Source organism: Natronoarchaeum sp. GCM10025703 (assembly GCF_042661985.1).
GTDB lineage: Archaea > Halobacteriota > Halobacteria > Halobacteriales > Natronoarchaeaceae > Natranaeroarchaeum.
The window spans coordinates 832,414-851,646 of record NZ_JBHSZF010000001.1 but is presented as its reverse complement, the minus strand read 5'-3'; the positions used below and the strand labels follow the sequence as shown (position 1 = coordinate 851,646).

Here is a 19,233-nt window from a genome sequence, read left to right as displayed (position 1 = left end):
GGTGTCAGAGAGTAGCCTCCAGTATGGGAGCTATCGAACTCGACGGTCTGACGAAGGACTACGGAGAAGTCCTCGCCAACGACGACCTCACCTTCGAGGTCGCGACCGGCGAGATTTTCGGCTATCTCGGCCCGAACGGGGCTGGCAAGACGACGACGATACGGACTCTGCTGGGCTTTATCTCCCCGACTAGCGGCTCCGCGCGAGTGCTCGGCCACGACATCACGGACCGTTCGGCCCTCATCGAGGCCAAACGCCGGATCGGCTATCTGTCCGACGAGCCGGGGTTCGACGAAGACGCGACGGGCACGAAGATTCTCGACCTGCACGCCGCCGTCAAGGGCGACGAGCGCCGGGACGAACTGATCGAGTTGTTCGAGCCACCGCTCGATCGGCCGGTTCGTGATTACTCTCGGGGGAACGTCCAGAAGTTGGGTCTCGTTACGACGTTCATGCACGATCCGGATCTCGTCGTACTGGACGAGCCGACCAGCGGGCTCGATCCACTCCTGCAACAGCGCTTCGCAGAGTTCCTCCGCGAGGAGAAACGCGACGGCGTGACGGTGTTCTTTTCCTCACACGTCTTGAGCGAAGTGCGCCGACTCTGCGACCGCGTCGGCATCATCCGTGAGGGTCGACTGGCGGCGATCGAACCGATCGACGCGCTGCTGGAACGGACCGGCAAGTCGGTCAGGATTCACGCCGACGAGTCGATCCCGCTCGACGCCCTCGACGTAGCGGGCGTCCACGACCTCGAAACGGCAGGACGAGACGTCGACACGGCCGATGCGTTCACCGAGTGTACGTTCACGTTCACCGGCGACATCAACACGCTGTTGGCCCACCTCGGCGAGTACACACTGCTCGACCTGTCGATCGAAGAGGCACCGCTCGAAGACGTCTTCTTGCAGTTCTACGGTGAGCGCTAATGTTCGAGTTCCTGCGGTACGACGGTACCAAGCGGATCAGAGGCAGTATCTATCTCTCCGCCGGGATGGCCGCGCTGGCGGCGATGGTGATCTGGGTCTACCCGTCGTTTAGCGATTCTTTCGACGGTGACGAGCTACTGGAGGCGTATCCGCCCCAACTCATCCAACTGTTCGACGTCGAAACCATGGCGTCGATCGAGGGCTTTCTCTCCTTCGAGCTATACGTCTTCGGCTGGGTCATCCTGCTCGGACTGTATATGGCCTACAGCGCCGCTGGCGTGATCGCCGACGAGGTCGATCGGGGTCGGATGGACACGCTGCTGGCGATGCCGGTGTCGAGACCGCGATTGCTCGCGGAGAAGTTTGCCTCGCTGGCCGTGCCGATCGTTCTCGTCAACGTGCTCGTCCCGCCCGTGATCCTCGTGAGCGTCTGGCTGATCGACGAGTCCATCGCACTCGCCGCGCTGGCGGCGATCCATCTGTTTGCGATCCCCTATCTGTTCGCCTGTGCGGGGATCGGCCTGCTCTGTTCGGTCGCGTTTGACCGGACGGGAGTCGCCCAGCGGGTCGCCCTCGGCGGCACGTTTGCGCTCTTTCTCGTGGATTCGTTGCTCGAAGGGACGGAGTACGAGGCGGCCGGCGCAATCGCGCCGATGCGCTATTTCGATCCGAACGAGATCCTCCTGAAGAACGTCTACGATCCGGTCGGGGCGGCAGTCCTGATCGGGATTACCCTCGTGCTCGTCGGTGCCAGCACGGTCTGGTTCGTCCGAAAGGACGTCTAATCGGTGCGCGCGGCGACAGCCTCTTTCGACATGGGGCCGCCCTCGCCCCACGCTCGGCCGAGTTCCCAGACGTCGAACTCCGGTAGCTCTACTGTCCCGCCCTTCGCGTGGATGGAGAGCATATCGCTGTCGGCGCGCGTGGGATAGATCCGCGTCGTCAGGCAGTGCCGGTCGTTTGCGAACAACTCGACGACCGAGCCATCGACGAACAGTCGGAGCGAGAGGGGTTCGTCGATCGGCGAGATCGGCATCTGATCGGGCATTTTAGAGGTATGATCGTCGAGGCTGGAGTGGCTCCGGTCCACGACGAGTTGGCTGTCGCGCGTGTATCTGATCGGTGTCTGTTCCTCGCCGTCCGGCGATTCGCCGATCACGATCTCGAAGGCTTCGGCATCGTCGAGTTTGATCTCGGCCGATAGCTCGTACGCCATGCCGCTCGTGTCGAGCGTCTCCCATTCGCCGCGAAGCGATCGGCCCCCCTCGTGGACGTGTCGCTCGCGCAGCGATTCGAGTTCGGCTGCCGGGCGCTGGCGGAGGGTGCCGTCGTCGGCCAGTTCGATCTCCCGAGGGAGCGAGAGCGCGCCCGACCAGCCCGCGTCCCACTGGGCGCTCGCGTCTCTGGCCTCCCAGATCCAGCCCCAGGTCAGAACCCGTCCGTCGTCTGTCCGAAGCGACTGTGGTGCGTAGAAGTCGCCGTAGTCGAGTTGGCCCGTGCGCTCCGTCTCGAACTCGCCGTCCTCGTACTCCCCGAGGTAATATCTGACCTCGTCGTAGTTCGAGATGTGGAGTAGCTGTTTCTCGCCCAGGTCGAGCAGTTCGGGACATTCCCACATCGAGCCATCAGTTTCCGGATCGCCCGTGAGGATCGGCCCCTCGTAGTACCACTGTCTGAGTTCGTCGTCGCTCGAGGAGTACAGCAGGGCGGTGCCACCGCCGTCCTCGACGCCCGAACCGATCAGCTGGTACCAGGTATCGTCCTCCTGCCAGACGTTGTGATCGCGAAACTCTACTGCCCAGTCGTCGGTCGACCGGAGCGGCGGGTCCACCGGCAGGGTGTCTATCACCGGGTTTTCCGGGTCTTTCTCCCACGAATCGAGTCGCTCGTCGGTCGCAGTGGCCAGACACGGAAGTTGTAGGTCACCGCGCCCGCCGGTGTACATGATCCGGACGGTGCCGTCGTCCTCGAACGCACACCCGGACCAGCAGCCGTCCCGATCCGGGCCGTCGAGCGAGGGCGTCAGCGCGACGGGCCGGTCCTCCCAGTGGACCAGGTCCTCGCTGACAGCGTGGCCCCAGTGGATCGTGTCGTGATACGGCCCACCGGGATTGTACTGGTAGAAGACGTGAAACTCGCCGTTCCAGTGGATGAGTCCGTTCGGGTCGTTGAGCCAGTTCGCGGGCGACGTGACGTGGTACTGCGGTCGGTGGGGGTCGGTCGCCAGCGTCTCGCGCATCGTCGTTAGCTGTTCGACGTCTTTCGGTCGACCCTCGGTCAGGCGTTCCTCGCCATCCAGTACCGACAGGAGATTGCAAAGGAGCGCCGTCCGGTTGTAATCACAACGGTCTGTGGTTTCGCCGGCGAAGGTCACTGCCGTCCCGAGTCCGGCGACGTCGCCGTCGCCGACCTGCCAGCCGATCAGCGCTGGCTGGTGGGGAACGTCTTCTTTCGCACGGATCGTACTCGCCAGCACGTCGCCGTGCTCTGGCAACACCGCGTCGTACCGTGCGAACTGCTGGGTGCCGTGTGCCGAGCGGGTCGGAAGACGGAGGTCTTCGAACCCGCCGAAGACGGGCCGGTCGGCGTAGATCGATTTGCACAGGAGTCCGATCTCGTGTTCCGGTTCGACCTCGCCAGTCGCGTCCGGGGCAACGGGGTCGATCCCCAGCGGTGCGACCGCTTCGACTGCCCGGAGTGAGAGCAACAGGCCGCCCCCGTCTTCGACCCACTCCGAGATGGGGTCGATACAGGCGTCAAGCCGCTCGGCAGTGTCGACGGTCTCGTTGCGGTGCCACCACAGGACGTCGTAGCGTGACAGCGAGACCGTCCCCTCTGCAAGGTCGCCGAAACTGACTCGGTCGGCCTCGATCCCGGCGTTGGTCGCCCAGTTCAGCGCGGCACGCTGTTCGGGTGACGGCTCGTCCGCCAGTAGAAACCCAACGGAGTCCGGAAGATCGTTCATCTATTGGGACTCAGACGCCAGAGCGTAATAGATGTGGCGACACAGAACCGTCTTTCAGGGCCTCTACTCCCAGTATGCGGGTTTTACGGTCTATCGCGCTGAGTTCGTTCGCATACGCTCACCGGCTGATACGGCGGCGCGTGGTTGCCGAAGAAGTTTACAATATATGTAGTAAACATCTATATAACCGATGCTGACCAGCCCCCTCCCGGTTGGTACGCCGCCCGCATTGGATATCGTTGAGCGGTATCGGTTCGGCCCACGAGATATCGTGCAAGATCATTCATCCCGGAGACACACGCAGACGATCGGCTGTGCTGGCAAGAGAACCCAGTGCCGTCGAACTGCTTACGGTCCGGGAGGTCGATCGTTTCGACACCCGTGCAACCGACTGACACCGACGGAGATCCCCCGCAAACATGACGCCACCACGTGAGACTATCGATAACCGAGACGAACTCCGACAGTCACCCTCCCGCTCGCTCGCACTCGACTGTCTCCAGGCCGGTATCAACGCCACCCACCCCGAGGTAGTCGTCGACGACGCGCTCGAACTGGATGGAGAGATGTTGCAGGTGAGCGGAGTAGTAGAACAAGAGTCCAGGGGCTACGACCTGAGCGAGCACGAGTCGATACTACTTGCTGGCGGCGGCAACGCCGCGGCACATCTTGCCACGGCCGTCGAGAACGTATTGGGTGATCGGATCACCGGCGGTACCGTCGTTACCGACGACCCCGTCGAGACCCGGGCAGTTGATGTCTTGCCCGGCGATCATCCTGTTCCGAGCGAGCGCGGCGTCGAGAGTGCCCGACGCGTCGAGCGCGTCGTTGAGCAGGCCGGCGAGGACGACCTCGTGATCGGACTGCTCACCGGCGGCGGCAGCGCCCTGCTTCCGGCTCCGGCCGGCGACCTCTCGCTCGATGATTTCCGGGAAACGACCGAGGCGCTCCTCGCGAGCGGTGCGACGATCGGAGAGATAAACGCCGTCCGCAAGCATTGTTCGCGGATCAAGGGGGCGTCTCGCACGGCGTGCGGCCCCGGCAACCGTCGTCGCACTGGTCATCAGCGACGTGATCGGCGACGATCTCAGCGTGATCGCGAGCGGGCCACTCTCGCCGGATCCGACGACCTATGCCGATGCGAGAGAGGTGCTCGACCGGTACGGGATCGAGGCAGCAACCGTTCGGTCCCATCTGCGTCGCGGCGAGGCGGGCGAACTCGACGAGACGCCGACATGCGACGATCCCGCGTTCGAGAGAGTCGACCGGCATGTCGTCGCGAACGGCCGAACCGCAATCGACGCCGCCGCAGCGGTTGCCGAGGACCGGGACTACACCCCGCTCGTCCTCTCCAGTCGCGTCCGTGGCGAGGCCAGTGAGGCCGCCAAAACTCACGCCGCAATCGCGGAGGAGTGTCTCGCTACGGCGACCCCGGTTGCCCCGCCTGCCGTGTTGCTGTCGGGCGGCGAGACGACCGTCACCCTCGCCGATGACCACGGGGCTGGCGGCCCCAACCAGGAGTTCGTGCTGAGCGCCGGCCTCGAACTCGACGCCGACGCTATCGTGGTTACAAGCGTGGATACGGACGGCATCGACGGCGCAACCGATGCGGCCGGTGCGATCGTCGAGTGCGAGACTGTCGACCGGACGACCGCACGCGAGGCACTTGACCGGAACGACGTCTATCCGGTCCTCGACGAGAGCGACGCGCTGATCAAAACAGGGCCAACGGGAACGAACGTCAACGACCTCCGCGTGTTCGTGATCGACGAGTGAACGTTACTGCTCGTCGACGTGGCGAACCGACGCCGCGACGCCCCGAGTGCTCTCAGCCATCTCCGGACCGCTCATCTCGGCGCGGCCGACGCCGAACGCTTTCGGTCCCTCGACGACCACTTCGTCGCCAACCCGGATCTCGTCGTCGGCGTCGACGACGCCGGGGGCGAGCACGTCGCCGTGCGGAACGAACGCGTCGATCTCGATGCGTTTGGTTGGTGCGTCGCTCTCGACCCATTGTCGCCCACCCGCGAGAGTCATCGAAAGGACGCCGTACTGGGGAACCATCGCGGCGAGTTGTTCGCCCTCGGGGTCGTGGACGCGCAGTTTCGGATAGCGGCTTTCCATCGTGATGTCCTCGAAAAGCGCGTCCCCCGCACCGTCGCCGAACTGGTAGTCTGCGATCGCCCGCACAGTGTTTTTTTCGCGTTCGCGTTTCGAGTACTTGAGTTCACCCTCCAGCGCGCCCGCGAGGTTGACCAGCGACTCCTCGTCGGTCGGGTGCTCCTCGACGGTGTAGGTGAACTCCAGATCGAGCGCGTCCTCGACGCGCTCGCAGATGTCGCGATAGCCTTCGTCGGGGATATGCGCGATCACCGACGGGTACTCGTTGCGTTCGAGGTAGGCCTGCAGGACGTTCGCGACAAACCGCTTTTCGTCCTCGGACCAGCGACCGGTGACGACGGAGTCGTAGTGCTGGGCAGGGTAGGTGCACTCCAGTTCCTGTGGGACGACGCCGATAGGGCTCGTCATCGAGACGACGTGGCCGCGGAAGCCGATCGCCTCGTGGAACTGGCCGTGGCTCTGTGACTCGCTGTAGGGTTTGGTCGCCGAACAGGGGACGAGCACGAGCGGGTTCGAAACCGGTTCTGATACCGGTTGGTTACTCGCTCGGCAAAGCGCTGGATCTCGACGCGGCGGATCGTGTCCTCGGTCGCAGAGACCAGTTCGGAGCGTCTGAGGACCGGCGTTCGTTGTTCGAGATACGACCACTGCTGGTCGAATTCGCGGAAGGCCGCGGTACACCACTGCTCGTGGCGGGCCTGCCCCTCGATGTAGTCGCGAAGTCGGCCGGCGCGGATCCGTTCGCGAACCCGACCGAGTTCCGCACGAAGCGCGTTAGCGTTGTGATCGGCACAGTCCTCACGGTCGAACTCGCCGACTGGCTGCCGGCAGGCCGGGCAGGCACAGGGGAGTTCGCTGAGATCCTCGAGGAAGTGTTCGCCCTCGTTGGTGAGGTACTTGCCCTGTAGTCCTTTCACAACCGCGCGATGTTCGTCGACCAGATCGACGCCCGCGTAGACGAGCGTAGCGACGTTGACCGGCGTGGCGACGCCGGAGAGATAAAGTCCGCTGTCGGCGGGGATCGAATCACGCGTCTCGATGATCGCATCACGGAACGCACTACCGTGGCCGATCGATCCCTGGACGTCCGAAAGCACGTAGGCGTCGGCTCCGAAGTTCTCGGCAGTGTCGGGCGTGACGGCGACGGCGCTCGGATACTCGACATCGGGGTAGTCGACGGCAAACGACTCTTTGACCTCGTCTGCAGTGCCGGCCGGAAAGCCGCGGTGGGGAAGAACGGTGAGAGCGCTCTCGTCGCCCGCTGGCAGTTCGCGCTCCTCGGGCCAGAGGCTCCCGGCGTCCTCGACGACGTCGTCGACGAGCGCCGGCGTGGTTACCGGGTCGGAGAGGCGGAGCTGGGCGATCCGGGCCGCGCCGTCCCGCTCCAGCACCTCGAAGTAATCGGTCATACTATACCGCTGTCGCGGTGCGTGAAAGAGACTATCGGTCCCGGATCGCCAGGGCTCCGCGGTGGCGTCAGGGCGCATGGCGAACAGGCGACATCGGCGACCTCCGAAGCGGCGTGTCACACAGCCGCGAACCGCTCCGGAGCGGGGTCAGTGCATGGACGCCGCTGGCCGCTCGCTGCGATATAAACGTGTGGACGGGCGTCCTACGGGTCGCCGAGAGAGAACGATTCGACGCGCTCGGGAACCCGGTCAAGCGCCGACGCGGGCCAGTCCCAGTGGCCGAGTGTGAACTCGGTGTCGGGGTTCGACTCGACGAGACGGGCGACGCCGTCGGCCGCGGCCTCGTAGGCGCTCGCATCCAGTCGGTCGGGAACCTCCGCCGTGAGGGGGTAGGTCTCCGAAAGGGCTCTCGGGAACGGCCCGAACGGCGGGACGATGCGCCAGGATTCGTCGTAGTTGTTCGAGCTATCGCCCTCGGTCAGGAGGACCTGTCCCTCCGGATCGAGTCGGTCGAGTCGGCGGTGATGGCGATGGACCTCCGGCCTGTTCGCGCTCTCGCTGGAGAGGTAAAAGAAGGTGCTCTTCGAGACGGGGTCCTCGCGTTCGAGTTGTTCAGAGTGTTCACAGAGCGCCCGATAGCCGTCGAGCATCGCAGGGTGGCTCCGTGCGCGCTCCTCGACGAGTTCGAGCAGGTCGCCGCTCCGGATGGCCTGCTTGATCCGCCGGATCTCCGTGAAGGTGACGTGGAGGTTGTGTGCCGCGAGCGCTTCCTCGCGTGCTTTGGCGTTGAGCGCACGCAGATCCTCGCCAGTGGAGTCGGTACAGACCGTACAGGAACAGGGGAGGTAATCGAGGTCGTCGAGTTGTTCGGTCCCGCGGACGGTGAGATAGCGGTCGTCCCGGGCGTACAGGGCGTAGGCAGCCGAATCGAACAGGTCACAGCCCATCGCGACAGCGAGCGCGAACATCATCGGGTGACCGGCACCGAACAGGTGGACCGGCGCGTCGACGCCGAGTCCGCGTTTGGCGGCCGCGACGACATCGACCATGTCGCCGTACCGGTACTCGTTCATCAGGGGGACGACTGCACCGATCGGGAACACGTCGTGGTCCGTACCGTCGGCGTGGGCCCCAGCCCGCTCGCGCAGGTCGGGATGCGTCGACCCCTGGACCGGAGCCGTGAGGAGCATCTCGCCCGTATCGATCGATTCTGCCGCCTCGATGCGCTCTTTGGTCGTCTCGAGTTCCGCTTCTGCTCGCTCGTGGGAGACGTCCGGCGGCGTCGGGATGTCGACCGGCGTACCGATGTCGGAGCCGATCTCGCGCTGAAATCTGAGGATCTCGTCGGTCGTGACGTCGATCTCCCCGTACTCGGAGAGCTGAAACGACCCCGAGTCGGTCATGATCGCACCGTCGAAGTCGAGCAGTTCGTGAAGCCCCTGCTCGCGGGCGCTCTCGCGGAGGTCGTCGTTGTTGTGGATAATATAAGAGTTCGTGATGAGAATCTCCGCGCCGAACTCCTCGTGGAGGCGGGCGGGTGATATCGTCTGAAGGTTCGGATTGATCACCGGCAACAGTGCCGGCGTTTCGACGGTGACCCCTGCTCGTGGGACGGTTAGCTCTCCGATCCGCCCCCAGCGTCGGCGTCCTGCAACTCGAAATGGTCGCGCATGGTCGGGTGGAGGGCAGGTGACGGCCTAAGGATTCCGTTCGTCGGCGAGCAGCACGTATCGGAGCACTGCCAGCTGGGCCCGCCCGTCGCGGATCTCGTCGTTTTCGACTGCGGCGAGCAGGTCGTCGAACGTCGTCGTCTCGACGCGGATGCTCTCGTTGTCGTCGAGTTCCTGCTCGGCGGTCGGCGCACAGCCCCGGGCGACGAAGACGTTGTGAACGCTGTTTGTAGCACCGTTCATCGGTTCGACCGTCGTCAGGTGTTCGAACTCCCGTCCCTCGTAGCCGGTCTCTTCCCGGAGTTCTCGCCGGGCGGCGGCGGCCAGCGACTCGTCGTCCGGTTCGACAGTCCCAACCGGGAGTCCGCGGTTGATGCGGTCCACGGCCTGTCGCCACTCCTCGATGACGACGACGTCGCCGTCGGCAGTGAACGGCAACACGACGACTGCCGGTGGTTCAGTAAGATAATCGAAGGTCGTCTCGGTCCCGTCGGGCAGGCGCACGTCGTCGGTCACGACGTCGAAGCCGGGACAGGAGTACGCAGTCCGGGAGCCGAACGTCTCCCACGAAAGTGAATCTTCAGTCACGTCCCATCACTTACAACGGAGCGTGCAAAAACCTCTCGCCCTGCGGGCAATCGCGACAGTAGCCGGGGGCTACGTCGTGTTCTTCAGAACGTGACTGAGACCCGTGACAAACGGACGTGGGTCGTCGACCCGGAGATTGTCGAAGTTCGGGTCCTCGTAGCACGACCGCAGTATCTCCCACGCCGTTCCCGGGACTGACGGACGGCCGACGATTGCGGAGTCGTCGGTGAACAGGCTCTGGAGGTGGCCGAGTTCACCGTACAGGAGATGGGTCCCGACTCCTACCTCGTACTCCGGGTCTATCGCTTCGGGCCGACCGGTCGCGAGAAGCCAGTAGTACCACGGGAAATCGGCCCCGGCCCGGACGGCACAGGGAAGCGACTGCCAGAGCCGTGGGTTGATCTCCGTGAGAACGAACTCGTCGGTCTCCTCGTGGCGCATATACTCGATACAGGCGAGACCATGGTAATCAATGCTGTCCAGAAGCCTCCGTCCCACCTGATCTAGCTCCGGGATATCGACGGAGACCCTGTAGACGCCACCGCCGCCAGTGTAGGAGTCCCCGCGTATCTGCCGGTGCTGGAAGGTCGCGAGCGCCTCGCCGTGGTCGTAGAGTGCCCCGAAGACGTACTCGTCGCTCGACGGGATATACTCCTGTACGATCGGGTCGTGGCCCATCGATTCGGTGAGTTCCGCTCGATCGAGTTCGTCGCCTGCGCGATAGTGGCTCACGGATTTTGCGGTCGCGGACTCCCGTTCCGAGTACGAATCGAGATACTCGCTGGCCAGCAGATTGTAGCGCGATTTGACGATCAGTTCGCGGTCGGTGTCCTCGACGTCGGAAAGGAGACGGGTATCCGGTACTGGCACGCCCGCGGCTTCGGCGGCCGCCGTCAGCCGAATCCGATCGTGGACCACTCGAAGCGTCTCCATCAGTGGCGTTACCACCGAGACGTGCGCCTCGAACTCCGACTCGTACAGCGAGAACAGATACGTGTCCTGTGGCCTGATCGGGAGAATCGTCTTCACGTCCTGCCGCGAGGCGATCCGTAGCAGTGCGTCTCGGTAGTCAAGCAGATCCTCGTCTGGGGCCGGGATCCGTACGGTTTCGTCGCAGAACCGGGATCTCGACGCCGGAACGTCGTCGTGCTCAGAGGCGATGATCGTCCGGATTCCCCGTCGCGAGAGCGACCGTACACAGGAATAACTCCCCGGATCGAACCCGGTCGGGATAAGTACCGCGTCCTGGCCCTCCTCCGTGTCCATGCCTCCACGTCCGGAGCACACCATATTAGTATGCAGAAACTACCGGACGAAGGGGCCGTCTCGTCAGGCGGTAGGCCGACCGCCGTCGATGAAAATTCACACGACTGGAACGGTGAGACCGATACAAAACTATTAATCCATGTAAAAGAACAGAAGAATACGCTTGAGTGACGAAATGATCGACGTCTCCGAGGGGGCGTCAGTGTTACTACTCGGTGCGTCCGGCACGAACGCCGACCACTGCTGTGACACGCTACTCGATGTCGGTGAAGCCACGAACCGGGCAGAGCTATCTGTCAGGTTTCCTCAGGATATCACCGATCGAACCCGACTCGATACGGGGACCACGGGACGACAACCGGAGAAACGTGGGGAGATCATCGTCGGAGACGTGTTGCGCTCGGCGGATCCGACGGAACCGGATTTCGACGCGCCGGTCGCAACGGATATCGTGGAAGATCCCGCGGCGCTGACCGATATCGGAGCGTCAGTGAGCGAGTTCTGTGAGACCTGGTCGAGCGACGGCCACCGGATCGTGCTGTGTTTCGACTCCATCTCCGGACTGCTTGTCCACTCGGACCCGGAGGTAGTGTTTCAGTTCCTGCACACCCTGCTTGGACGCCTTGCCGAGACGGAGGTTGTGACCCACTTCCACATCGATCCAGAGGAACACGACGAGCAACTGATAGCGACCTACTCGTCGCTATTCGGCGAGATCGTCGATCCGGAAAATGCGGATGCACTGATCGACGAGTCCAAGCTAGAGGACAGGGAAACGACATCCGAGGCATCACTGAGTGACGGCATCCCGGCCACGTCGGGGTCGTCACAGGCCTCCGACAGCGATATCGCGGCCCGAATGGACGACGACATCGAGGACGCCGAGTTGTCCACCAGTACGGAGACTACGAAGAGTGGGGATGCGGAGGCAACTGACGACGAGATAGCGGATCGACTCGACCGACTCGAAGACGATGACGCGGGCGAGTGATATCGTTAGCCGAGTATGTCCGTGACTTCGCTGACGATCTCTGAGACGGGGGTATCCGGATCGACGGAAAGATACAGTCCCTCGCCGCCGCTGAGGACCCGAATGATCGCGGCGTAGTCGGTGTACGTGACGAAGGCGTTCGTCTCGGTCACCTGTGGATAGAGATCCTCGAACAGTTCTCGTTCGAGGAAATCGACGTTCATGTACTCGTGGATGACGTCGCCGACGACCCAGATATCGGTCTCGTTCTCGTACTCATCGAGCCCTGTGTCACTGGCGTAGATGATATGAAAGTCTTCGGGGATGAACTCAGCGCAGACGAGAAGGTCGTCACCGATCCGGCTCTGTACGGCGTCGAGAGCACCGATAGCATCAAAATCGGTGAGAACCGAATCGTTCCTTGTAGGCATACCACATTTTGTCGTGTCAGGGTTAATAAACATTATTGCCCCACACATCGAGAACGAAACGCTTTACATAGCGACTACCGAAGAGAAGGGTACGGGGCCGTGGGGTAGCTTGGTATCCTTCGAGCCTTGGGTGCTCGCCACCTCGGTTCAAATCCGAGCGGCCCCATATTACTGTCGCGAACAATTCCGTGAGCGACAGTCATTGCACGAGTGAAGATTTGAACCCTGGCAGGCGCGCGCAACGTAGTGAGCACGTCTGCATCCGGTTCAAATCCGAGCGGCCCCATATTACTGTCGCGAACAATTCCGTGAGCGACAGTCATTGCACGAGTGAGGATTTGAATCCTTGATCCGGTTCAAATCCGAGCGGCCCCATCGATTCTGCGAGGAACGGACGTGACGAGCGACTCGTACACGCCGTTCGGATCTGAACCCTGGCAGGCGCGCGCAACGTAGTGAGCACGTCTGCATCCGGTTCAAATCCGAGCGGCCCCATATTGCTGTCGCGAACAATCCCGTGAGCGACAGTCATTGTACGAGTGACCGGCCCCATATCACCCCCACAAACGGTACCATGAATTACCTGCCCGTTCCTGCAGAACAGACCGCAGTAAATAGCTGGAATCTATCTATTTATACCTGGTCGGCGTGAGACACACATGAAACAAAGATTCGGCCTGACCATCTTTGTCGTTGCACTCGTGCTACTTGCTGGCTGTGTCGGCGGAACTGGTTCTACTGATCCAGCAGATGAACCCGATGATGGCACCGACGGAGAAGTGATGATCGTCGACAACCGAACGGCTGCAGTGTTGGATGCTGGGGGCTATACCTCCGTCTGGGAGATGGAGTTCACCACCGAGCGTGACGGTGTAAGCACAACGAGATACACGCATGCCGTCGATTACGTGAACGAACGATCCAGTTTCGGGATGCTGATGACGAACCGGGACGAAGTGACCAACGATTACGAGAGTTTCTACGCCGACGGCACGTCGTACGTGCGATACGGCGACGGCGAGGAGGCGACGTATCAGACCGCCCCGGGAGAGTTCACCCCGGAGAACACCCTGTTCTCGGTCGAGAGCTCTATTACGAGCGGGAGCGATCTCTCGGAGTTCTCGGTCGTCGGAACTGAGACGTACGACGGCGTCACCGTCACGCGCTACGAGCGAAGCGACCAGCCGGCCTGGATCGCCGCACAGGGCACCGACGACGAGTTCACCTGGACAGCGTTCGACTACGCGGTGCTGGTCGACGAGGACGGTTTGGTCCGCTACGATAGCTGGACCGGCGAGGGTGTCGACGGAGAGGGCGTCGAACAGACGATGACGTTCAGCTACTCGCTCACGGATGTCGGCTCGACAGTCGTCGAGGATCCCGACTGGCTCACGGCGGCCGGCGAGCAGACGGACGCCTAACGCAGTCCATTCGAAGTCCCGAGAGCTTCGCAGGCGAGGTGCCACCGACGCGGCGAGAACTACCAAATAGCGTGAGTGACTCCTCGCTTCGGTGAGCAGACGGGACGAGCGGGACTTTTTCTATCTCCTCCCGAAGGAGTAGATATGGATGCAGTCCGGTCTCGCTCGCGACGTCGTCTCTTGGGTAGCATTGGCGGCGTCGTCTCGGTCGCTGGTCTCGGTGGCTGTCTCGACGACTCGGGCGAGAATGATCCCGATGAGAGCGATGCGGGCGGAGATGATCCGGATGAGAGCGATGCGGACGGAGATGATCCGGACGAGAACGATCAGGACGGAGACGACCCCGAAACGGACGAGTTAGACCTCCGGGAGGCAAACGTCGTCGACGTCGCCTTCGAGAGCGAAGGCGGGACGTACACGTTCGACGTGATGCTCCATCACGACGACGAGGGAGAAGACGGCTACGCGAACTGGTGGCAGGTAGAGCGAGTAGACGGGACGCGTCTGGGCCGACGGAACCTCGCGCACGCACACTCCCAACAGCCGTTTACCAGATCCGAAACGGTCGAGATTCCGGACGACGTGAACTGCGTCGTCGTCCGTGGACACGATCAAACGCACGAGTACGGAGGAGTAGCGGCCGTGATAGATCTCGACTCGGCGGAGCTACGACCGATCGAGCAGGGGTCGGAGAAACGCTCGGTCGATGCCGACGACTGCCCCCAGTGAGGGTCGCTCCGGGGAAACTGTATAGTATCTACACGGTTGTTTCTGATAGAAGGGAGTGTCTCGACGGGGTAAGTAGGCAACTCCGCAACCATTATGAGTCTCGGTAGTCTCGATGTAGTCGCTATGGCAGAAGGTACGGTCGATTTCTTCAACGACACAGGCGGTTACGGCTTCATCGAGACTGAGGACGCGGACGAGGACGTCTTCTTCCACATGGAAGATATCGGCGGCCCCGACCTCGAAGAGGGACAGGAACTGGAATTCGAAATCGAACAGGCACCCAAAGGGCCGCGCGCGACCGAAGTCACCCGACTGTAAGTCGCTGCCGCAGTTCTGACGGTTTTTGACGCCGACGCGCTCGTCGGCGTCGCTGCTACCCCTGAGCGGCGGCCTCGCCGCGCGAAACGGTTTTGTAGCACTACCGAGTAGCGACGGCCGTGCCAGAAGATTCGTCGCTGACGGAGTTTGTCGAGACGGACGGCCAGTCGGAGGGCGAGAAAGAGGGCGACGCCGACAAGCCAGCGCGCGACGAGACGTCGCCGGCAACCGTCACCTACGCGTGGGACGACGCGGGAGGAGAGTGTGCGGCCTGTGGCGAGGCGGTTACGAAACGGTGGACCGGAGAGGAGGGGATGGTCTGTGCGGCCTGCAAGACCTGGTAGCTACCGGTCTTCGTACCGCAGTTCGGCCAGTACGGGCAGGTGATCGGACGGATACCGGTGCCGGCGGTCCGTCTCCGAACAGGTGCCACACTGCCGGACTGATAGGGGGCCATCGACGAACACGTGATCGATGATCCAGTCGGGATGGAGCGAACCGAAATCCGTCCGCGTCGTGTGGGGACCGAACGGAGGCAGTTCGCTCGCGGATCGAGCATCGCGAACCCCGGCGTCGACGAGTCGTCGATACGGTGGGGAGTCGGCCTCGCAGTTGAAATCGCCGGTCAGAATCGTCGGATCGTCGCCGTCAAGTCGTCGAGCGAGCAGGGACGCCGCTTCGCGCCGTGCTCGCTCACCCTTGTGTGCGAAATGCGTGTTACAGTGGGTGAGCGTCCGCCCAGTTTGTTCGTCGCGAAGCCGAAGCCGGGTCGCGATCCGGGGAGTTCGGCGTCCCAGCCGACGCTACCAGGATTCTCGGGCGTCTCGGAGAGCCAGAGCGTCTCCCGGTCCAGCACCGAGAACCGGTCCCGCCTGAACCCGATCGGTGAGCGCTCACCGCCGCCATCGGCGTTCCGCCCCCGGCCAACGATTTCGTACGCCGGAAGCCGCTCGCGCAGATCGGTTAGCTGGTGGGGAAGCGGTTCCTGAAACCCGACGAGAGCCGGACGGCGAGAGCGGACGATATCCGCGACGGCATCCCGGCGCTCGTCCCAGACGTCGTCGCCGTCCCCGGGCGTGTCGTACCGGACGTTGTAGCTCATAGTCCAGAGAGCGGTCATGTCAGGGTGTCCGTTCGGCCGGATCAAATGTCTCTCGACTCAGAGCCGCTGGACCCGGCCTGCCGTGACGTCGATCCCGGGGCCGTACTGACAGATCGGCTCCCCCTCGGGCATCTCGAACCCGGCGGCCTCGAACAGGTCGTTGCGGTCGAACTCCGCCTCGGCGTCCCGCAGGGTCCACGGTTCGTGCGCGATATCGCCAGCATAGAGCTGATCGCCACCGATATCGACTGACGGAAGCCTGTCCTGGCCGACCGCGTAGAACCGATAGCGCTCGGTCAGAAACGCTTCCAGCGTACCCGGTTCGGGTTGGTGTGGCTCCCCGACTGCCCGATACTCGGCGTCGAACGATGCGGGCGGGACGCCGTCGTGAGTGCGTCGACTTCTGAATCGGACATTCTCGGACGTACGAGAGACATCCATCTCCGCGCGGTAGTACGGCAGACCGAACAGTTTGCGGGCGATGGGGACGCCGATCCGGTCGTCGGCGTCGAGATTGTAGAAGTAGATCCCCGGCGGCCCATCCTCGTGGGTGACGTAGGTGCGCAGGTTCAACTCGGGGAAGGAAAGGCCGAACGGGACGCCGCTCGGGCTAATGTCGCTCATGACGAACGCGACGACGCTCAGATAGGCGTCACCCTCGAACAGGTCGACGTCGAGGCCGTCGGGAAGCGTCGGTCGGACCATAGCGGGGTCGACGGGCCAGTGTGCAAAGAGCACGTCCTCCCAGCGCATCGAGAGGGCGCGCGGTTTGTCGGACATACGAGAGCGTTAGGACGCCGGCCTCTGAAACCTGTCGTCTAGACGAGAACGCGTTCGAGTTCGACGACGACGCCGTCTTCCGCCTCGACATCTCCGGTCAGGCGTCCGAGACAGACCGCCGCGTCGTCGGGCGTATAACACGTGACCAGCGGTTCCGCTTCCTGGTCCCGTACGCCCTCGGCACCGAGCACGCCGGGCGCGTACACCGGTGCTCCCTCTGCGACTTCGCGGGCCGCCGACTCGGCGATAGTCACGCGGGGGAGGTGGGTAAGTGCGCGCTCGGCGGGCGAGACGACCTCGCGTAGCGGGCCGTCGTCGCCCTCGTCGAGTTCGGCAAGCGCGTCGACGAGGTCGTGCATCGTCTGCAGGTCGGTGTCGTCGAACGGATCGGTCGCCGAGCGGCGGAGATGGCCCATGTGTGCGCCCGTCCCCAGCGCCAGACCGATGTCGTGGCAGAGTTTGCGGACGTACGTACCGCTCTCACAGCGGATCCGCAAGAGCGCCTGTCGGGGTTCGACTTCCAGCAGTTCGAGGTCGTAGACCTCGCGGACTCGAAGCCGCCGGGAGACGGCGCTTTTCTTCGGCGGTTTCTGGTAGAGTCTGTTCTCGAACTCGGAGACGACGGCCTCGATATCGCTCGGGGCATCGTCGTGGAGTTCGAGCACTGCGATGTACTCCTTGCTCCCTTCGAGAAACACCTGTGCAAGCCGGGTCGCATCGCCGAGCAGGACGGGCAAACAACCGGTCACTTTCGGGTCGAGCGTCCCCGCGTGGGCGGCACCCCACTCGCCGGCGTACTCGTCCTCCGGGACGTGCTCGCCGACCGCATCCCGGAGCCAGCCAGTCACCTGATGGGCCGAGGGACCCGGTGGCTTGTCGAGATTGACGACCCCGAAGCTAAGCAACTCGGCGGGCGTCCGTTCTGCTGGGGGGCCACGCATGAGTCAGAACTCGTAATCTGCGTCGACCCGTAGCTTGCCTTCGTCGCTATCCTCGTCGTACCCCTCGACGCCTTCGACGAGCAGGGTAAAGACCGTATCCTCGTCCCAGCGTGCAGTGTTGATACTCAGGTCGTAGATCGACAGGTCGGAGATATCGATATTGTAGTAGTCGAGATACCGTTCGTGCTCGCTGGCCTCGCGTTCTTCGGTCTCGGTCTCGGCCTGCTCGACGGGTTTCCCCTCGCGGTCGGCGATCCGGGCCGCACGGACCGACAGCGGCGCGTCGAGCCAGATCCGAACGTCGGCCTCGTCGGCGGCGAGCCAGCCCGAAAGGCGGGATTCCAGCAGGACGTCGTCGCGTTCATGGGCGATCTGCTGTAGTCGCCGGTCGAGGTCGCGATCGATCTCGTCGTCCTCCTCGGCAGCTCGTTGAACTCTGCGAGGGTGTAGCCCCGTTCCTCGGCCAGCGAACGGAAGATATCGCCGCCACTGACGTGCTCGATGCCGAACTCCGCTGCGAGCGCCGCTGCGGTGGTACTCTTCCCGCTCCCCGGTGGACCGGAGACTGTTAGTAACATATCCTATCTGAGCGACTGCCGGTAAAAGAGGTTATGAACTTCGATGACGAGGCGAGGGGAGTCGGGAGGTCTACGACGGCGTCGTGTTGATGTTCAGCGACTTCCGGATCAGCTGGGTGAAGCCCAGCGAGCACAGGAAGTACCAGACGATCCAGGACTGCATCGGACCGACGAGCCCCGACGAGAGCGTCACTTCGCCGGCGATGGGCATGATCATCGTCTGCTCGGCCGCCGTCAGCTGGCCCGCATTGACCGCCCAGTAGATCCAGAGGAAGATGGGGATAGTAAGCACCATGATCCAGACCATCGGACGGAACTGCTCTTTGAACATCCCGATCTGGTCGCCCATGGCGTCCATCTGCTCCTCCTGGATGCGTTCGAGAGCCTCGTCGTCGCCGCGTTCTTTGGCCTCTTCGCGGCGATCCTGTAGCTCCTGCATCTGATCCTGATACTTCGACATCTTGTCCATGTCCATCAGGTTTGCCTGCAGGATCGTCGAGTACATCCCGGTCAGCATCGCGGCGATCAGGATCACCGCGTAGAACGGGAGCACGGCGTCGATTGGGCCGAGGAAGATGTTGATCGTTCCGCCGATCAGGTCCCGGACCGGGTTGAAGTAGTATCCAACCATCATCGCGACCGTTGCAACGCCGGCCATCTTGTCCCACTGGGTCCAGGAGCTCTCTTCTTCGACTTCGGGAGTCTCCTCGTCCGGGAGCGAGATATCACCGTTATCGTCGATAACTTCCTCGACGCCGTCGGGATCGGAGAACTCGAACCCGCCGTCGCTACTCCTGAGGACACCCTTCTCGATCAGGCGGCCCCACTGGCCGCTGGTAACGTCGCGTTCGACGTCGGTCCACCTGACCTCGCCGCCGTTCTCGTCGGCGGCCCGCTTGATCGCCGCGAGGGCATCGGCGAAACTCTCGTCTTCTTCGACGAGAGTCTCTACTTTCTCCGCTGTCCGAACCATTTGCTATCTTCTAGGAGGAGGGGTATTCAACAGTTGTGATCG

Annotated in this window: 16 protein-coding genes, 1 tRNA gene and 4 pseudogenes; 9 read left to right on the top strand and 12 right to left on the bottom strand. The window is 63.0% G+C overall.

Annotated features, from left to right (window positions below; all coding sequences use genetic code 11):
- Positions 1 to 23 precede the first annotated feature (23 nt).
- Both ACFQH2_RS04775 and ACFQH2_RS04770 read left to right on the top strand, forming a co-directional pair.
- Entirely contained in the window at positions 24 to 929 is a 906-nt protein-coding gene (locus ACFQH2_RS04775; RefSeq protein ID WP_377051454.1) for an ABC transporter ATP-binding protein, read from the top strand.
- Positions 929 to 1,714: an ABC transporter permease subunit gene (locus ACFQH2_RS04770; protein ID WP_377051452.1), complete on the top strand. Its 786-nt coding sequence runs from the start codon at positions 929 to 931 to the stop codon at positions 1,712 to 1,714. The genes ACFQH2_RS04775 and ACFQH2_RS04770 overlap by 1 nt, the downstream gene beginning before the upstream one ends.
- On the opposite strand, the gene ACFQH2_RS04765 is transcribed toward ACFQH2_RS04770, so the two are convergent.
- Positions 1,711 to 3,894: a GH32 C-terminal domain-containing protein gene (locus ACFQH2_RS04765; protein ID WP_377051450.1), complete on the bottom strand. Its 2,184-nt coding sequence runs from the start codon at positions 3,892 to 3,894 to the stop codon at positions 1,711 to 1,713. The genes ACFQH2_RS04770 and ACFQH2_RS04765 overlap by 4 nt on opposite strands.
- A 419-nt stretch (positions 3,895 to 4,313) precedes the next feature.
- On the opposite strand from ACFQH2_RS04765, the pseudogene ACFQH2_RS04760 reads away from it, so the two are divergent.
- Positions 4,314 to 5,670 (top strand): annotated as a pseudogene (locus ACFQH2_RS04760) (glycerate kinase type-2 family protein).
- 3 nt (positions 5,671 to 5,673) lie between these two features.
- Here the strand turns inward: ACFQH2_RS04760 and arcS are convergent.
- The 4 genes and pseudogenes from arcS to ACFQH2_RS04740 form a co-directional block, all read right to left on the bottom strand.
- Positions 5,674 to 7,424, bottom strand: a pseudogene (gene arcS / locus ACFQH2_RS04755) (archaeosine synthase subunit alpha).
- Positions 7,425 to 7,627: 203 nt separating this feature from the next.
- A pseudogene (gene tgtA, locus ACFQH2_RS04750) lies at positions 7,628 to 9,096 on the bottom strand (tRNA guanosine(15) transglycosylase TgtA).
- Positions 9,097 to 9,121: 25 nt separating this feature from the next.
- Positions 9,122 to 9,682 carry an NUDIX hydrolase gene (locus ACFQH2_RS04745; protein WP_377051442.1) on the bottom strand — a complete coding sequence of 187 codons (561 nt, stop codon included), beginning with the start codon at positions 9,680 to 9,682 and terminating at the stop codon, positions 9,122 to 9,124.
- A gap of 69 nt (positions 9,683 to 9,751) precedes the next feature.
- Entirely contained in the window at positions 9,752 to 10,948 is a 1,197-nt protein-coding gene (locus ACFQH2_RS04740; protein ID WP_377051440.1) for a carboxylate--amine ligase, read from the bottom strand.
- A 163-nt stretch (positions 10,949 to 11,111) separates the two neighbouring features.
- Here ACFQH2_RS04740 and ACFQH2_RS04735 point away from each other — a divergent pair, with 163 nt between their 5' ends.
- Positions 11,112 to 11,939 carry a DUF7504 family protein gene (locus ACFQH2_RS04735; protein ID WP_377051438.1) on the top strand — a complete coding sequence of 276 codons (828 nt, stop codon included), beginning with the start codon at positions 11,112 to 11,114 and terminating at the stop codon, positions 11,937 to 11,939.
- 5 nt (positions 11,940 to 11,944) lie between these two features.
- Here the strand turns inward: ACFQH2_RS04735 and ACFQH2_RS04730 are convergent, their stop codons facing one another.
- Complete coding sequence (locus tag ACFQH2_RS04730) at positions 11,945 to 12,349, bottom strand: hypothetical protein (RefSeq protein WP_377051436.1); 405 nt, start codon at positions 12,347 to 12,349, stop codon at positions 11,945 to 11,947.
- A 93-nt stretch (positions 12,350 to 12,442) separates the two neighbouring features.
- Between ACFQH2_RS04730 and ACFQH2_RS04725 the strand changes: the two genes are divergently transcribed.
- From ACFQH2_RS04725 to ACFQH2_RS04705, 5 genes are all read left to right on the top strand, one after another.
- Positions 12,443 to 12,515 (top strand) — tRNA-Pro (locus tag ACFQH2_RS04725).
- A gap of 493 nt (positions 12,516 to 13,008) precedes the next feature.
- Positions 13,009 to 13,770 (top strand): DUF7537 family lipoprotein, encoded by a 762-nt coding sequence (locus ACFQH2_RS04720; protein ID WP_377051434.1) that lies wholly within the window; start codon positions 13,009 to 13,011, stop codon positions 13,768 to 13,770.
- A gap of 144 nt (positions 13,771 to 13,914) precedes the next feature.
- The gene (locus tag ACFQH2_RS04715) at positions 13,915 to 14,499 is read left to right on the top strand and encodes a hypothetical protein (protein WP_377051432.1); all 585 of its coding nucleotides are present in this window, start codon (positions 13,915 to 13,917) and stop codon (positions 14,497 to 14,499) included.
- A 123-nt stretch (positions 14,500 to 14,622) separates the two neighbouring features.
- The gene (locus tag ACFQH2_RS04710) at positions 14,623 to 14,817 is read left to right on the top strand and encodes a cold-shock protein (protein WP_377051430.1); all 195 of its coding nucleotides are present in this window, start codon (positions 14,623 to 14,625) and stop codon (positions 14,815 to 14,817) included.
- 119 nt (positions 14,818 to 14,936) lie between these two features.
- Positions 14,937 to 15,161, top strand: a complete 225-nt coding sequence (locus tag ACFQH2_RS04705; RefSeq protein WP_377051428.1) for a DUF7573 domain-containing protein — start codon at positions 14,937 to 14,939, stop codon at positions 15,159 to 15,161.
- On the opposite strand, the gene ACFQH2_RS04700 is transcribed toward ACFQH2_RS04705, so the two are convergent.
- The 6 genes and pseudogenes from ACFQH2_RS04700 to ACFQH2_RS04675 form a co-directional block, all read right to left on the bottom strand.
- Entirely contained in the window at positions 15,162 to 15,485 is a 324-nt protein-coding gene (locus ACFQH2_RS04700; protein WP_377076968.1) for an endonuclease/exonuclease/phosphatase family protein, read from the bottom strand.
- On the bottom strand, positions 15,443 to 15,919 hold the full coding sequence (locus tag ACFQH2_RS04695) for a hypothetical protein (RefSeq protein WP_377076493.1): 477 nt from the start codon (positions 15,917 to 15,919) through the stop codon (positions 15,443 to 15,445). Before ACFQH2_RS04695 ends, ACFQH2_RS04700 begins: the two co-directional genes overlap by 43 nt.
- Before the next feature lie 57 nt (positions 15,920 to 15,976).
- Positions 15,977 to 16,699 carry a YqjF family protein gene (locus ACFQH2_RS04690; protein ID WP_377051424.1) on the bottom strand — a complete coding sequence of 241 codons (723 nt, stop codon included), beginning with the start codon at positions 16,697 to 16,699 and terminating at the stop codon, positions 15,977 to 15,979.
- Positions 16,700 to 16,737: 38 nt separating this feature from the next.
- Positions 16,738 to 17,640, bottom strand: a complete 903-nt coding sequence (locus ACFQH2_RS04685) for an RNA-guided pseudouridylation complex pseudouridine synthase subunit Cbf5 (RefSeq protein ID WP_377051422.1) — start codon at positions 17,638 to 17,640, stop codon at positions 16,738 to 16,740.
- Positions 17,641 to 17,643: 3 nt separating this feature from the next.
- Positions 17,644 to 18,218: pseudogene (gene cmk, locus ACFQH2_RS04680) on the bottom strand ((d)CMP kinase).
- Positions 18,219 to 18,288: 70 nt separating this feature from the next.
- A complete protein-coding gene (locus ACFQH2_RS04675) occupies positions 18,289 to 19,191 on the bottom strand; it encodes a DUF106 domain-containing protein (RefSeq protein ID WP_377051418.1) in 903 nt (300 codons plus the stop codon).
- Between the last annotated feature and the right edge of the window lie 42 nt (positions 19,192 to 19,233).